Origin of the sequence: Periweissella fabaria, from assembly GCF_918814575.1 — a bacterium.
In the GTDB taxonomy this organism is placed as follows: Bacteria; Bacillota; Bacilli; order Lactobacillales; family Lactobacillaceae; genus Periweissella; species Periweissella fabaria.
In genome coordinates, this window is record NZ_CAKKNS010000001.1 from 430,875 (window position 1) to 443,698 (window position 12,824).

At 34.8% G+C, this 12,824-nt stretch carries 19 protein-coding genes and 1 pseudogene; 7 read left to right on the forward strand and 13 right to left on the reverse strand.

From position 1 onward, the window contains the following. Window positions 1–30: 30 nt before the first annotated feature. The 6 genes and pseudogenes from LQZ75_RS02140 to LQZ75_RS02160 form a co-directional block, all read right to left on the reverse strand. A complete protein-coding gene (locus LQZ75_RS02140; RefSeq protein ID WP_230096200.1) occupies window positions 31–186 on the reverse strand; it encodes a hypothetical protein in 156 nt (51 codons plus the stop codon). Then, window positions 140–316, reverse strand: coding sequence for a terminase large subunit (locus tag LQZ75_RS09790; RefSeq protein ID WP_349304981.1), 177 nt, complete (start codon window positions 314–316; stop codon window positions 140–142). Before LQZ75_RS09790 ends, LQZ75_RS02140 begins: the two co-directional genes overlap by 47 nt. Window positions 317–360: 44 nt before the next feature. Next, window positions 361–582: a hypothetical protein gene (locus LQZ75_RS02145; protein WP_230096370.1), complete on the reverse strand. Its 222-nt coding sequence runs from the start codon at window positions 580–582 to the stop codon at window positions 361–363. A gap of 12 nt (window positions 583–594) precedes the next feature. Then, window positions 595–1,224 (reverse strand): annotated as a pseudogene (locus LQZ75_RS02150) (PBSX family phage terminase large subunit); the annotation flags it as partial. Between the two features lie 258 nt (window positions 1,225–1,482). Further along, a complete protein-coding gene (locus LQZ75_RS02155; protein ID WP_230096201.1) occupies window positions 1,483–1,752 on the reverse strand; it encodes a terminase small subunit in 270 nt (89 codons plus the stop codon). Between the two features lie 63 nt (window positions 1,753–1,815). Then, complete coding sequence (locus LQZ75_RS02160) at window positions 1,816–2,211, reverse strand: hypothetical protein (RefSeq protein WP_230096202.1); 396 nt, start codon at window positions 2,209–2,211, stop codon at window positions 1,816–1,818. Between the two features lie 821 nt (window positions 2,212–3,032). Between LQZ75_RS02160 and LQZ75_RS02165 the strand changes: the two genes are divergently transcribed. After that, window positions 3,033–3,422, forward strand: a complete 390-nt coding sequence (locus tag LQZ75_RS02165; protein WP_230096203.1) for a DUF2513 domain-containing protein — start codon at window positions 3,033–3,035, stop codon at window positions 3,420–3,422. Here LQZ75_RS02165 and LQZ75_RS02170 read toward each other — a convergent pair. Both LQZ75_RS02170 and LQZ75_RS02175 read right to left on the reverse strand, forming a co-directional pair. Continuing rightward, entirely contained in the window at window positions 3,419–3,613 is a 195-nt protein-coding gene (locus LQZ75_RS02170) for a hypothetical protein (protein ID WP_230096204.1), read from the reverse strand. The genes LQZ75_RS02165 and LQZ75_RS02170 overlap by 4 nt on opposite strands. Window positions 3,614–3,621: 8 nt before the next feature. Further along, window positions 3,622–4,329, reverse strand: a complete 708-nt coding sequence (locus LQZ75_RS02175) for an ORF6N domain-containing protein (RefSeq protein WP_230096205.1) — start codon at window positions 4,327–4,329, stop codon at window positions 3,622–3,624. Between the two features lie 182 nt (window positions 4,330–4,511). On the opposite strand from LQZ75_RS02175, the gene LQZ75_RS02180 reads away from it, so the two are divergent. Next, window positions 4,512–4,772, forward strand: a complete 261-nt coding sequence (locus LQZ75_RS02180; protein ID WP_230096206.1) for a hypothetical protein — start codon at window positions 4,512–4,514, stop codon at window positions 4,770–4,772. Here LQZ75_RS02180 and LQZ75_RS02185 read toward each other — a convergent pair. Next, window positions 4,713–5,102 carry a hypothetical protein gene (locus LQZ75_RS02185; RefSeq protein ID WP_230096207.1) on the reverse strand — a complete coding sequence of 130 codons (390 nt, stop codon included), beginning with the start codon at window positions 5,100–5,102 and terminating at the stop codon, window positions 4,713–4,715. The genes LQZ75_RS02180 and LQZ75_RS02185 overlap by 60 nt on opposite strands. A 260-nt stretch (window positions 5,103–5,362) precedes the next feature. Here LQZ75_RS02185 and LQZ75_RS02190 point away from each other — a divergent pair, with 260 nt between their 5' ends. The 4 genes from LQZ75_RS02190 to LQZ75_RS02200 all read left to right on the forward strand — a co-directional run bounded on the left by LQZ75_RS02190 (window position 5,363) and on the right by LQZ75_RS02200 (window position 7,804). Next, window positions 5,363–5,692: a helix-turn-helix domain-containing protein gene (locus LQZ75_RS02190; RefSeq protein WP_168721259.1), complete on the forward strand. Its 330-nt coding sequence runs from the start codon at window positions 5,363–5,365 to the stop codon at window positions 5,690–5,692. Window positions 5,693–5,788: 96 nt separating this feature from the next. Then, window positions 5,789–6,082: an ImmA/IrrE family metallo-endopeptidase gene (locus LQZ75_RS09795; protein ID WP_432443444.1), complete on the forward strand. Its 294-nt coding sequence runs from the start codon at window positions 5,789–5,791 to the stop codon at window positions 6,080–6,082. A 99-nt stretch (window positions 6,083–6,181) separates the two neighbouring features. Further along, the gene (locus LQZ75_RS02195) at window positions 6,182–6,571 is read left to right on the forward strand and encodes a DUF4429 domain-containing protein (RefSeq protein ID WP_230096208.1); all 390 of its coding nucleotides are present in this window, start codon (window positions 6,182–6,184) and stop codon (window positions 6,569–6,571) included. Window positions 6,572–6,814: 243 nt separating this feature from the next. Next, complete coding sequence (locus LQZ75_RS02200) at window positions 6,815–7,804, forward strand: hypothetical protein (protein ID WP_230096209.1); 990 nt, start codon at window positions 6,815–6,817, stop codon at window positions 7,802–7,804. Here the strand turns inward: LQZ75_RS02200 and LQZ75_RS02205 are convergent. After that, window positions 7,752–7,967, reverse strand: coding sequence for a hypothetical protein (locus LQZ75_RS02205; RefSeq protein ID WP_230096210.1), 216 nt, complete (start codon window positions 7,965–7,967; stop codon window positions 7,752–7,754). The genes LQZ75_RS02200 and LQZ75_RS02205 overlap by 53 nt on opposite strands. 191 nt (window positions 7,968–8,158) lie before the next feature. Here LQZ75_RS02205 and LQZ75_RS02210 point away from each other — a divergent pair, with 191 nt between their 5' ends. Then, window positions 8,159–9,202: a tyrosine-type recombinase/integrase gene (locus LQZ75_RS02210; protein WP_230096211.1), complete on the forward strand. Its 1,044-nt coding sequence runs from the start codon at window positions 8,159–8,161 to the stop codon at window positions 9,200–9,202. Here the strand turns inward: LQZ75_RS02210 and cas9 are convergent. The 3 genes from cas9 to LQZ75_RS02225 all read right to left on the reverse strand — a co-directional run bounded on the left by cas9 (window position 9,133) and on the right by LQZ75_RS02225 (window position 12,775). Then, the gene (cas9, locus tag LQZ75_RS02215) at window positions 9,133–11,049 is read right to left on the reverse strand and encodes a type II CRISPR RNA-guided endonuclease Cas9 (protein WP_230096212.1); all 1,917 of its coding nucleotides are present in this window, start codon (window positions 11,047–11,049) and stop codon (window positions 9,133–9,135) included. The two genes, LQZ75_RS02210 and cas9, sit on opposite strands and share 70 nt — an antisense overlap. Window positions 11,050–11,241: 192 nt before the next feature. After that, the gene (locus tag LQZ75_RS02220; protein WP_230096213.1) at window positions 11,242–11,952 is read right to left on the reverse strand and encodes a hypothetical protein; all 711 of its coding nucleotides are present in this window, start codon (window positions 11,950–11,952) and stop codon (window positions 11,242–11,244) included. Window positions 11,953–12,130: 178 nt separating this feature from the next. Further along, window positions 12,131–12,775, reverse strand: a complete 645-nt coding sequence (locus tag LQZ75_RS02225) for an HAD family hydrolase (protein WP_230096214.1) — start codon at window positions 12,773–12,775, stop codon at window positions 12,131–12,133. Between the last annotated feature and the right edge of the window lie 49 nt (window positions 12,776–12,824).

Sequence of the window (12,824 nt, forward strand, 5' to 3'; positions counted from 1 at the left end):
ATAGCGGTTCAACTCTTTAAGGCGTGGTAGCTAGTCTGCTTGAAACACTGAAATATAATTAGTTAATTTATCTACAAATGTCTGTGCTGATAAATCTTCATATAGTTCAAAGTCCTTTGTTGCCATCTGAAAGACTGCATTAGCGTCTGGACTGAACCTTGAACCCTTGAATGTATTCAATCCCATACATGATGCTTCCTTTAATCTTACGAGACTTTCTAATCCGTCTAACGCCATTAGCTTTAAGCTCTGCTATTAATCGTGGTTCAGCAGCGTCAGCATATATCTCAGTGTTTTGATACCCATTGGATACCAACCACTTTTGAATGTGGTGTTAACATCCCCGTTTGATACAGTTCATTAAAGATATATATATCGTGTCTTAGTGTTCACCGCAGCTTCAACAAAGGCTGTTGGATCATGAGTGAATCCAAAGTCCAAACCATGTACTATCATTGAGCCTTTAAGAATCTTAGATAAATCGAACTGTTCAACAACAAAGTTCTCAAATACTAACCCTTCAGCCACTCCCCATTCACCATCAACCACAACCCTGGCACGCCGTGGATTGCGAATCTTCATTTCTAGCAATCGACTAACATAAGCATCGTCTAGAAATGGGTTATCTCGATACGTTGTAGTGAATGCTAATGAGTTAGGCTCTCGTGTATCTTCATCAAAGAATCTACGCTTGAGCCAATGTCTTTCGTTCCATGGGTTGAACGTGAGTATCGTTTAATAAAAACCATTAGGATCATCAATAACCCCACGCATAGACTCATCGACAACATCAAACGCTTCTTCTGACTCCAACTGATATGATTCCTCGACCCATAACCTGCATAAGTTACCTGTCTCAACTGATATAGAAGTGATAGATAACGGCTTGTCAGCACCACGGAACAATATCTTTTGTCCAGTTGGCTTATAAGTAATCTCAGGCAATGAACTATTGAATTGAAAAAGGCCACTAACTCCTAATTGAGTAGCGACCTTTTGTAGCAATGTAAATGTAGATTGTCGATTGGTATTTGCATATCGTCTAAGTATCAACCAATTAACATACGGCTTAGTAACTATGTCCAAGATAGCTTTACGTGCAGCAGATTCACTCTTACCACTCCCACGACTCCCTTTATAAACGATATAACGCTTATTACTAGTAAACAACGGAGCGTAAGCTTTGCTGACCATTTTAGGTAAATTCCAATTAATCACAGGCATTAGATATCCTCCTCAAATGGTTTGATGTTAACTGTGATTTTGCTATCACTGCCTGACTTTAGGATATCTATCAATTTATCGCGTGCCTTACTACGATCGTATAACTCAATCACTGGGCTATCTTTACCCCATTTTTATAGACTTAATAGGCCGTGTATCGACTTTGTCTTTATCTTTGAATTGCACCCATGATTTTCTATAAACAATTGGATTACCGTCATCATCTGTTTCAGGACAGTTAGCAATTTCTTCTCCGTTTTAGTCTCGCTCATAAACAGTTTGATTGCTTTTTCCGAAATCTATATAATCACCTATATCAGCACGCGCCTCAACAACCATGTCTTCCATCAAATCAAAAGCGTCCACACCAAGCTCTTGTAATTTAGCTTTGCGCAGACGCTTTATTTCATTTTGAACTCTAACATTTCCTAACAACCTTGGCCCAGTTACAAAAGCTGTCTTTCTATCAACATCATAAACATTTAAGTACGCTTGCGTGGCATTAGAAATACGAAGAAACTCTAGCACAAAGGCTTTTTGCTTATCTGTTAGTTCACTATCACTGAGTTCATCAATAGCTTTTAAAAGTGCTTATGCGCTTACGTACTTGTTTCGTTTATCTTTAGTAATTGTTAAATAATAATAAAATTGTTTGATTTTAATATCTCTATGCGCGTTCCAATTATCAATTTCGTCAAACCAAATAATTTCGGATTTTTCAATTTTTTCTTTGAAACGGGCATATTTAATAACATTATTTTGTGAACATTTTACTGCATCACGACTAAAATGATTTTTACCATTCTGTTCTTTTTCGATAACTTTTCTAATAAACTCTTGAAATTCTGGTCGTTTCTTCGCAGCTCTTTTTACTGACGTTTCTATAAATTTATTCCAAAATATTTTAACGATTACAGTAAATATAGTTAAAATAATCGGAATGATAATTTCCGATCTCAAACTAAAACCTTTCATAAAATCATGCATCTTATCTCCTCCAATAGCAGTAATTATACTACTATAAAGACGTGATTTGGACTAGAAAAATTTTTTTGTGATTTCGAGTTTGCAACCCGAATTATTTGATCAACTTAAACATTATACACAAAAAAAGACACCCATCGCTGGATGTCTAAACATGTTTCTAAACTAATTCGGAGGAACTTCCCAAGTAAGGTTATGTTCATCTTATATTATATCATCTAAAGTATGACATTTATCTGACACTTTTCTGACATTTCAAGAGTTAACCACGTCTCTGTACACTAACAGTGACTCTATTTGATAACCGTAAGCAAACTCTATATACGCTTTATTCAAGATGCGATAAAACTGTCTATCGGTTCGTTGTATTGCAGCACTCACTTCATTTACGTCTCGACCTTTTAATTCCCATTCGAGAACCCTTTCTTTAATAAATAACGTGTTCGTTTTTCCGTCATTTCGTGACGGTGTGAATGCTGCTACGTTTAATCCGTCAAACTTAATCAAGTTGTCAACAATTGGCGCACTAACACCGAGATAGTCACACAAAACTCGCTTATTCATTAAGCGTGGAAAAGCGTGGAAATTGGTTATCAGCTAATCGTTGTTCAGTCATAATTAGCACTCCTTTTTATTTTTTATTTACGGTTAATCATCTCAATTTGAATGATATGAATAATGTTCAAAACTAATACTGCAATCAAAATATATCGCAACATTTCATTTCTCCTTTTTGTCATTAATTAATTTTTGGTTTATAAGTTTAGTGGTATCCTTTAATAACTGGCATTGCACTGCCTAGTAATTTGAAAGGAGCATTAATAATGCAACTTAATCATGAATACGTTCGTGTCATTCTTTTATTCATTGAAAGTAATCATAAAGAAGGTCACGAGTTAACAATGTCCGACTTTTTTTCCTCTAAATCACTTGAAAAAATAGATAAAGAAGAAATAATTTATACTCTCAAGAAGTTAAATGAAGCTGACTATATAGACATCAAATTCTTTTATGGAAGTAATGTCGTAATCCATTTCGGTTGTAGTGGTATAACCTGGAAAGGACATGAGTTTTTAGATAACATAAGAGATAACAAGGTATGGGATAAAACAAAGAATATTGCTAAAAATGTTTCATCCGTTTCGTTATCTGTTCTATCTGATATCGCATCAAAGGTTATAACTGATCTCATTTCTAAACAGATTGGTATTTAAATCTTGAATACAACACCATCAATCAATACGTATTTCCCTAAATTTAATTTAGGGATTTTTTTGTACAATTGTTCTTCAACTGAACTCAACAATGCGTCTGTTCCTTGAGCGCTATTTGCAGTCGCTGTTGCTAAATATTTGTTTTGACCCACTAAATTCTTATAAAAGTAGATAACTATTTTTTCTTGCATTATTCCCCCTACGCTGGTTGTTCTAAGTTCAATGACATTTGACGTATAACAGTCTTTGTTACAGTAGAAGGTTCCCAATCATTAATGAATTCAATAACATCTTTATAGTGACGATTACGAAGTTGTGTCCGTGTATCAATACCAGCAATAGTTTTGACACCGTTATTAATGTCTTTGAATAACTGTCCTCGTTGCTTAGATGTTAAATCGCCACCTAAGTCCTTAGCATATTGAGATACACGTTGATTAATTCGTTTACTGATATAGTTGTACTCACCTGTAGATAACGGCGCATTTTCTTCTAAATCAGTTACACGGTCATTAACTTGTACTAACGTTTCATGGTCATCATTAGATGCTTCTAGCAATGCTTGAATGATGGAATGTGGATCAGCTGGTAATTCTGGTTGCTCTTTAACTTGCTTTCGCATGTTGAAATAACCATCAACAAACTTGTCGTAAATATCCCACGCTGTGTCATCTTCTAAAATCTTGAGAAGTTTTGAATAACCACGTTCAGATAATAGGTAAATATGCTTAGACCTATTGATTTGATTTTGTGTAAATCCGTTATCACTCAAAGTGATAACGATATTATTTGTTTTTAAATCTATAATGTCGGTCCCATCTTTGAACCGATTTCGATTTCTCTCAATGTTTTGATTTATTGTTCGCGTATCAGTTCCGTGAATTTTTGCAATATCACGAACTAACATGCCTCGTGTCCCATCTCCGAATCCACTTTCAATTCCAGTGAATTCATATCCTGCTACATTTTCTTTTCCGATTACTTGTAATTAGTTCATTTCTTTTTTCCTTAATATATTTATATTTTATTAATCAACTTATTGATGTATAATGTTAATGAAACAAATTCTTTTGAAGGAGCTATTAATATATGACATTTACAGATCAACAAATTATGGATATAATTTCCAAAAATACTGCTCAAGTTTGGGATAGTAAAGCGGAGAGCGACCTAAAAAATGAATTTGTTAGAAAGTTGGAACTTTCTTTGGCTCAACCTCTTACACCAAAAGAACATTTACTTTTGAATAACACATTGCCATTAATACTAAAAAGATCTACAAAAAATACTTTAATTGCTACTATTAACACTTTGATAGAACTTGGTGTCATTTCTCGGGATGATCAATAAAGTAAGTAAATCTAATTTCCCTGATGTGATATTTTCTGCTTGAGTTTTTTTGAATATATCTTGTTGCTGTTTGCCTTTCTCTTCAGATAAGGTAAACAGCTCTTTTTTATTTACACCTTCCATCTCATTTCTCCTTAAATTTGTACATCTAGTAGTTTTGCTAACTTCTTTTGTATCTTTAGGTGTTGTATTACCTGCAATAGCTCGTGAAACTTGTGCTGGCATCGTGTTCAACATTTCAGCAACTTCAACCTGCTTCAAACCTCGACTAATTAATGCAATTTTGAATGTATTTTGAACATTCTTTGCAGCTTGTTCTAATCCGGTCATTTTTACCCTCCTTGTAATTTATTCATCAAATTATTGCATTTATTTTACAACTATTGTAAAATAAATGCATACCAAATAAGCAAAAGAAATCTATTATAGATATATACGTGTTCGCCAAAACAATTAGTATATCTAAAATTTAGTTTTTCTTTTTTGCTGTATTACTTGATGAATTATTTTTTCACAACTATTGTTAAATTAATCAACTATTTTTATAACGTTTGTGAAATATTTTCGTCGATTATCAAAGGAAAGTTGATATGACGCTATTTGAACGCACTAAAGAAATTTCAAAATTACGTGGTTATAGCTTACAAACTGTAGCCGAAAAAGCAGGACTAAGTAAAAATGCTATCTACAATTGGAAAACTAAAGAACCTAGCGAAGTTTCATTGAAGGCCGTTTCTGCTGTACTTAATGTAGATACTGACTATCTTTTAGGCAATACTGATGAGATGCATTCAGCAAAACCAACATCTAATACTGCTGATCTAGCTAAAGAAGGTGTCTTCTTGTATCAGGGACAAGAAATATCCGATGAACAGATGGAAATCTTAAAATCTATCATCGACAGTTGGAAGAAGGATTAATATGGATATAGCCAGTGATTTAATAAACTTTGCTATGGAGCATGGGATAGCTGTTGAACTCCGTAGAGACTTGTCCCCGAACATTCCTTCCATAGCATTACCACAAATAAAAAAATCATGGTTAATGCTAATAACCATGATTACATATTTCAATTTGCGCACGAAATGGGACACATACTTAATGATGATATAGCGTTAGCCCCTTTATACTTTTCTGCTAATAATCGTTCAAAGTTAGAGGTTGCTGCTAATCGTACAGCCATAAGAATCCTCATGCCCTTTTATTGTGATGTTAGAGAACCATATATGGCCCGTAGTACCGACTTTGTAGATATTTTTAATGCTCCTAGTTGGCTCGATTCAATTGTATGTGAAGAAATTGAAAACTAATATGTTAAGTAATCCATATTAAAAATGTAATATGCGTATTCTACGAATTAAATAAACGTGTAATCCTGATCCACGCAAAAAGCTGTTAAGGATATATTTATGGGACTATTCAATGATTCAAAATCAGGTATTAATCTATTTCCAACGTCAAATGATGAAAAAACATTTTACATTAAGTCTAGTAAAACTACAGTTCGATTGGATACTAATTTTATTCGAATTGCTCGTGGAGGTGCTATTAATACCATTTTACAAGGACTTGATGGTGAAAAATCAATTTTATTACGAGAAATAACTGCTTATCAATTAAAGGAACCAGGTCTTACCGTTGGCTATCTTCAAATCAACTATCCTGGATCACAAGATACTAAAGGTGGAGTAACTGATGCTATTAAGGATGAAAATACTATTTCATTCATAAAAACTGAAAAAGAAGATATTCTTCAGTTAAAGATTGCGATTGAGACTGCAATTATAAATAAACATTAAATAGCAATTCTTACCTAATTTGTTATGACATTAATTATAATTGTTTCAGTCTGACGTAGTAAGGATATTCGAATCTTTACGCTAATCAAAAAAGCCCACGAACTCAACTACGTTAACGTTATTCCTGATCGCATGGAATATGTGGTTAAAGAAGAAATTGAAAACTACTTCACTGCTGGTCACTCAAATGACCGCTGATATTGAAAATGTTTATTTTATATAAAATTACGGGAGACTATTAAATTGTCAAATGAAAAAAATTCTAACATTTTAAGCGCACAAGAAATAGATAACTTAATTATGGATTTTAGACATGATAGAAATAAAGACTTTTTATCTAATTTAGATAATATACTTGCTGGTTTAAAAAAATTATATCTAGATGAGGTAGCGTTTATAGATTTAGAAGAAAGTTTAAACCCAATGTATAGTTGGAAAAATAATAATCTTAAAATTACATTTTTGGCAATAACTTTACAAAATGTTGACTTCATAGATTTATTGGCATTAGTACAAAAAAATGATGAAAATAACATTAACTTTATAGATCTTACAGCTAAAACTAATTCTTTCGATTTCTTTTCAATATCTACAAGTACGGAATCCCGACTTCAATTTCTTTTTAATAAGGAACTAATTGACTTTGAAAAAGAAAACATTATAGCAGCAGCAAGCGCTTCAAACACTTTTAGTTTTGGAATAAAAAATTGGATTTCCAAATGGGTTTCTAATGAATATAATGGGAATGTTTCTGAATTAAAATTACCTAGTAAAGATTTAATAGATTTTGATTCAGTAAGCTTACATAGAGCTAAATTTGAATTTGATGATATGCTCGCAACTCTAAATAACGAACAATTTTCAGCCGAATTGAACGAAGTTTTATTTGGATATAATCAGAAAAAGTGGTTTATTGCAGCAGCAGGAATAGGTAGTTTATTAGAACATCTAATGCATTTAACTCTTAAAAATTATAAAGATTTAAAAGGTCTTAGAAAAGACCCTACGGCTCATGATTACATTAACAAATTTGACGCAAGTCAGCATATTACTTTTGATTCACGTCAACATAGTTATATTAACACTCTCTTCTCAATCAGAAATTCTGTATCCCATCATAATGATGGGTTTACAGGTAAAGAGCAATGCGATCAACTTTTAAGTGGCGTAAAGAATATATTTACAAATTACTATATTCCAAGTTTAGCTTATTATAAAGCTCATCAAAAATAGATACTTGTTTCAAGTTAAAAGAATCAAAAATCATTTTACCATTTGTATCAATGTCATATCTTGTTCCATTTTCATCAATTGATACATCATAAATATTATGGTCAAAAACAAAATAATCTATGACTTCTATTAACGTTGTTATCTCATCTTTCGTTGGATTCATATGGTTATCCTCCTGATATTTTTTCAAATTCAGTATATCAGTTATAAGAAATAAAAAACAGGACACGCCCCGTCGAAAGTTTGTGTCCTGTTTATGAAATTAATACCCTACTAGAGGGCCTTATGCTTAAAATTATAGCATACGTAAGCCCCTTATTTAAGTATCACTACTATATTAGGAGGCTTTTTATTATGGCAAGTTTTGAAAAACGTGGCAAAAAATGGCGTGCAGTCGTTTCAGTGATGGAAGCAGGAGCACGTAAAAAAGTAAGCAAGACCTTTACCTTAAAACGTGAAGCTGAGGCATGGGCCACTGAAATGGAGTCTGATCGCAATAAAGGTGTCGTTCTTGTTGAATCAGATATGCTATTGGCGGATTACTTCCAAAAATGGTATGAGCAGTACCGTAAACCAGACATCAGAGCATCTACAACCAACACTTATCATACTCAGGTATATCGATTAAATAAGTATTTTGGTGATGTGCGTTTGAATAATATGAGTTCTGCACTGCTTCAAGAACGATTTAATGAATTTGCCAAAGATGTGTCTTACTCCGGAGTTACAACTCTCCTAACACGTCTAAAAGCTGCTTTGAACGATGCTATTTTAGACGGTTATGTACGTAAAAATGTGTGGAGTCGTTTGAAAAATCGTGCAGAGTTCTCAGAAAAGAAACTAAAATTTATGTCTGCAACTGACTTTAAAAAATTGCAAAATTATCTCTATGCTCATATTAATGATGACGAACGAAACTTAATGATTCTCACTGCGTTAGAAACTGGTGCACGCCAAGGAGAGGTTCTCGCCCTCACCCCAAGTGATGTTCAAGACGACATGATATCTATCACTAAATCGTTTTCTCAATACAACATGGAAGTGACATTGCCAAAAACTAAAGAATCTGTCCGAACAATTACAATTTCCCACAGATTACAGAATGTATTACTTGAACATTCATATAATGATCAACAAATATTTAGGCATTGCAGAAATGGTTATATCGCTTTTCAGCTTCGTAAAGTTCTTAAAGAATTGGCAATACCGGATGTTTCTTATCACGCATTAAGACACTCTCATGTTTCCTTTTTGTTGTATAACGGTGTTGCTCTAGAATATGTATCAAAACGGATTGGCCATAAAAACCCAAAAATCACGTTAGAAGTTTATGCCCATTTACTAAAGGAACGAGAAATCAACGAAAGTGAAAAAACCATTGAATTATTAAACGAATAATCCCACGTCCCCAAATGTCCCCAGATATATTTATATGTACTTAAAATCGTTGTTATATCAACGTTTAACCTTATGTTTTTTCTCAAGAATAAATTAGAGTTGAATTTATTTTCACTATTGGCCAATCCAGATAATTCACCCTTCAGACCATATTTACTCATTAAGAATGCCGCGACATCTTCCAGTTTAACCTTACTATTTTCAGTAAAGACTTCATCAAAGATTGCTTGTTTAAAACTAACATCCAAGCGCTTACCATTTAGGCGGACATTATTAAGTTCTTGCAAGACATTATACTTTTCATACGTTGGCGTGTGCTTGGCTAACGCTGGTTCACCAAATAAATATGTATCCGTACTAATCATCGCATTAATGAACTTCTTGGCCGATTCATCAGTATCAATGACTTGTTTGAAGTTCCATGGGGTAATCGCCGCAGCACTCTTACGCACCATCCAGTGATTAGCTTGATCCCGCCCCTTCGCATTTTGACCAACGACCATTGGCCCAACGTAATATGGCACCCGGAACTTCAAGAGGCCCATTAATTTATTTTGCGCAATTCCTTTTTCATCAACATATGTGTCTTGTAAAAATGGATAGTATTGACTTTGATTGGCAATAATGGCTTTTAATTCTTCCGCATGTAACTGGACTGGAATCGTCCCGTTGGCTTTAGTCCGTTGTCGTGGCAAGAAGTTATCACTATTGTCAGCAAGTTCAAAATCGGCTAAAACATCAGCTGGGACAACCCCGTCAAGCGCTGCCAACATGGCTTTAAGTCCCTTAGCATGTTCATCAGGATTATCACTTAATAATTGCTTATGCGCCGCATTGACCGCTACTTTATTTTCACGCGTCCGCCCATGGGCTTTGATATATGCCCAATTTTGCTTGTGGGCTTCATATCCAGCAACCATTGCTGCTGATAATGATGGTTTGCCTTTTAATAACATCTGCAAGGTTAAACCATCAAAGGCATCCTTTAAACTATACAAAACACTACTTAAATCCGCATCATTCAATAAATCACTAACAATTGCCAATTTCTCGTCAATGTCCGCATTATTCATGTTAAATTTCCATGGCTTCGCTTCATCCCCTACCACTTTACGGCCAAACAAATTAGCCGCATTAACATTTAAACCGACCAGCGCATTAAAAATTTCTTTGGCAACCCGTTTATCAATATTAACTAGTTCACGGGCCGCTTCTACCCGTGCGGTACGATTTAATTTCGTATCGACTAAACTAGCAACCAATTGATTGGGATTGTTAATCACGTATTCTGGATCAAGCATTTGAAGGGCTTCCCCAAATGCCTGTACATCAAACACTGCTGCCAAATTCAATTCAGCGGCGTTCATCAAGAAATTACCGCGGTACTTCATCAAGTGGTGAATTGCCAAGTAAACTTCCCGTAAATCGTGCTGCTTTGGATCTTGCATCAATGCTGCCCGTAAGTGATAAATTGTAGGATACTTTTGGTAAAATGCCTTATCCGCATCGTTATTACCAAATAATGACCCTTGGTACCAATTATTATGATTAGCCGCATCATCTGGATGAACCCACGAATACTGAAGCCGGTGTAGAAATTCAGTATCGCCTGTTTGAGCTAATGCCGGTGCAAACAATTCGTTTAATAACCCTAAGCGCCAGTGTCGCCGAGCTAACCGGCGGCGCGTTGTCCGATATGTCCGACGATCTGCCGCCGTAGTTGCACTTTCAAATAAACGCACCCCAATTAAATTTTTTCCTTTTTTACGTACTAGCCGATTATGGTCATCAACAACTGACCATCCAACTGAAGCGACTCCGATATCAAGTCCAACATTATACCCCATAGCTAAAACTCCTTTTATTGTTTTATAACAAATAAATATATACTTATTTAAAGAAATTATACTTTTATTTAACATTAAAACAAATAAAAATTTATTAATTGATTGAAATGCATAACATAGTCTCCTATTTTATTAGCATATACCAAAAAAGCCGAGAGCAAATTTCTCCCGACTTCTATTAACTAGCCTATATTAATCGTGATCATGATGGTGGTGATGATGTTCATCATGGCGTAACTTTTTGAGTTCCTTTTCACGGGCTTCTTGCTGATGATGTTCATCACGCATTTGTTTGAGACCGCCCCATGCATTTTGTAAGAGGCCATTATTGGTTTGCTCATCTAATGGCAGTTTAGGCATTTCACTTGTATCCGGATGTGGGATAGTAGCTCCTACCTCAGGCTGCATAGTAGCTTGATTTTTATCGACTTGGGCCTGATCAACATTGTTCAAGTATTGGGTTGCTACCCGTAATAAGGCTACTTGAAGGTCAGTTTCATCCTTAATGGTTCCCATTTCAAGGCCCTTATCAATTTCATTTCCCATAATTTGCAAGTATAAGGCAGCATCTTTAGCATTCATAACACTCGCCCCAATTTCTGAAATTGATGGAATAAATAAACGTTTTAGTTCTTGTTTGATTCCCGCTTTAACAACCCCTTGAACTAATCCATTTAATTCGCTTTGCAACACTTCTTTAGAAATTGTTTGACCATGCACGCTATAAATTGTTTGAATCATTTTTATCTGTGTCGGAATTAAACCAGCCGATCCCGAAAATGGAATTGGCGTCGCTGCGATAGCCGCCGCTTGGGCCATTGCCACTTCAATCGCATGCTTAACCTCCGCATTGCTATTGTCCCCACCGCGCATCAATGTTTTAAATCCATCTAAAAGTCCCATTATATCACCCCTGTACTGAATTAATATTTTTAGTATAGCACGGTTAATTACTAATACTTTGCCAAATTAATAAGTGGTGCTTTATTTAAGGTAAACGGCGTTATTTAGCTAGTGAAAAACCGCTTTTTGTGCCCCAAATACAATAAAAAAGTTCGTCGTCAAAATGACAACGAACTCCTTAATCAATCTTCAATAATTGTTTTGGTTTGTTAACCACAAATGTTGGTTCTTGTACGACCAATTCTTTTTTACTATGGGTTCCCCAAGTAACGGCGCATGTCGCAACCCCGGCGGCTTGTCCCATTTGTAAGTCAAAAATGGCATCCCCAATCATAACTGATTTATTGGGATCCAAGTGATACTTCTTAAGTAGGAATAAAAGCCCATCTGGAGCCGGTTTAAATTTCTTAACTTGATCTGAACCAAGGACCGCATCGAAATACTGATCAATCTCTAATTGTTCCAAATTACGAATTAATGCTGCCGAGTGTTTACTTGATACAACAAATAATTGTTTGCCCTCATCATGTAGTTGCTTAAGGACCTTTTCAATATGTGGAAATAACGTCAAATTACTACTTTCCATTTGCTTGTAATATGACCGAAAAATGGCCAACAATGCTTTGAATTCATAGTCAGTAAATTCAGCATCTGGTGCTAGCTTTTTAAATGATACTTCAATTGGAACACCCATAAAATAAGCAATGGCATCTTCATCAGGGACGGCCAAATCATAGTCACGAAATGCTGCTTGTGTGGCTAAGATTGCCGTCTGGCCGGAGTCGGCTAAAGTCCCATCAAAATCAAAAAAATAATTATCCATCATTTAGTCTCCTTTTAGACTTTATTAATAATATACCAAACCCCCATTA

Bases quoted from the DNA above. Each gene is read 5' to 3' on its own strand.
- LQZ75_RS02220 (WP_230096213.1), bottom strand. From the start codon at position 11,952: ATGGGACTTTTAGATGGATTTAAAACATTGATGCGCGGTGGGGACAAT.
- LQZ75_RS02205 (WP_230096210.1), bottom strand. From the start codon at position 7,967: ATGAATCCAACGAAAGATGAGATAACAACGTTAATAGAAGTCATAGAT.
- LQZ75_RS02165 (WP_230096203.1), top strand. From the start codon at position 3,033: ATGCAACTTAATCATGAATACGTTCGTGTCATTCTTTTATTCATTGAA.
- LQZ75_RS02160 (WP_230096202.1), bottom strand. From the start codon at position 2,211: ATGCATGATTTTATGAAAGGTTTTAGTTTGAGATCGGAAATTATCATT.
- LQZ75_RS02185 (WP_230096207.1), bottom strand. From the start codon at position 5,102: ATGACCGGATTAGAACAAGCTGCAAAGAATGTTCAAAATACATTCAAA.
- LQZ75_RS02175 (WP_230096205.1), bottom strand. From the start codon at position 4,329: ATGTTAGTTCGTGATATTGCAAAAATTCACGGAACTGATACGCGAACA.
- cas9 (WP_230096212.1), bottom strand. From the start codon at position 11,049: ATGGGGTATAATGTTGGACTTGATATCGGAGTCGCTTCAGTTGGATGG.
- LQZ75_RS02140 (WP_230096200.1), bottom strand. From the start codon at position 186: ATGGGATTGAATACATTCAAGGGTTCAAGGTTCAGTCCAGACGCTAAT.
- LQZ75_RS02195 (WP_230096208.1), top strand. From the start codon at position 6,182: ATGGGACTATTCAATGATTCAAAATCAGGTATTAATCTATTTCCAACG.
- LQZ75_RS02180 (WP_230096206.1), top strand. From the start codon at position 4,512: ATGACATTTACAGATCAACAAATTATGGATATAATTTCCAAAAATACT.
- LQZ75_RS02225 (WP_230096214.1), bottom strand. From the start codon at position 12,775: ATGGATAATTATTTTTTTGATTTTGATGGGACTTTAGCCGACTCCGGC.
- LQZ75_RS02210 (WP_230096211.1), top strand. From the start codon at position 8,159: ATGGCAAGTTTTGAAAAACGTGGCAAAAAATGGCGTGCAGTCGTTTCA.
- LQZ75_RS02145 (WP_230096370.1), bottom strand. From the start codon at position 582: ATGAAGATTCGCAATCCACGGCGTGCCAGGGTTGTGGTTGATGGTGAA.
- LQZ75_RS02170 (WP_230096204.1), bottom strand. From the start codon at position 3,613: ATGCAAGAAAAAATAGTTATCTACTTTTATAAGAATTTAGTGGGTCAA.
- LQZ75_RS02190 (WP_168721259.1), top strand. From the start codon at position 5,363: ATGACGCTATTTGAACGCACTAAAGAAATTTCAAAATTACGTGGTTAT.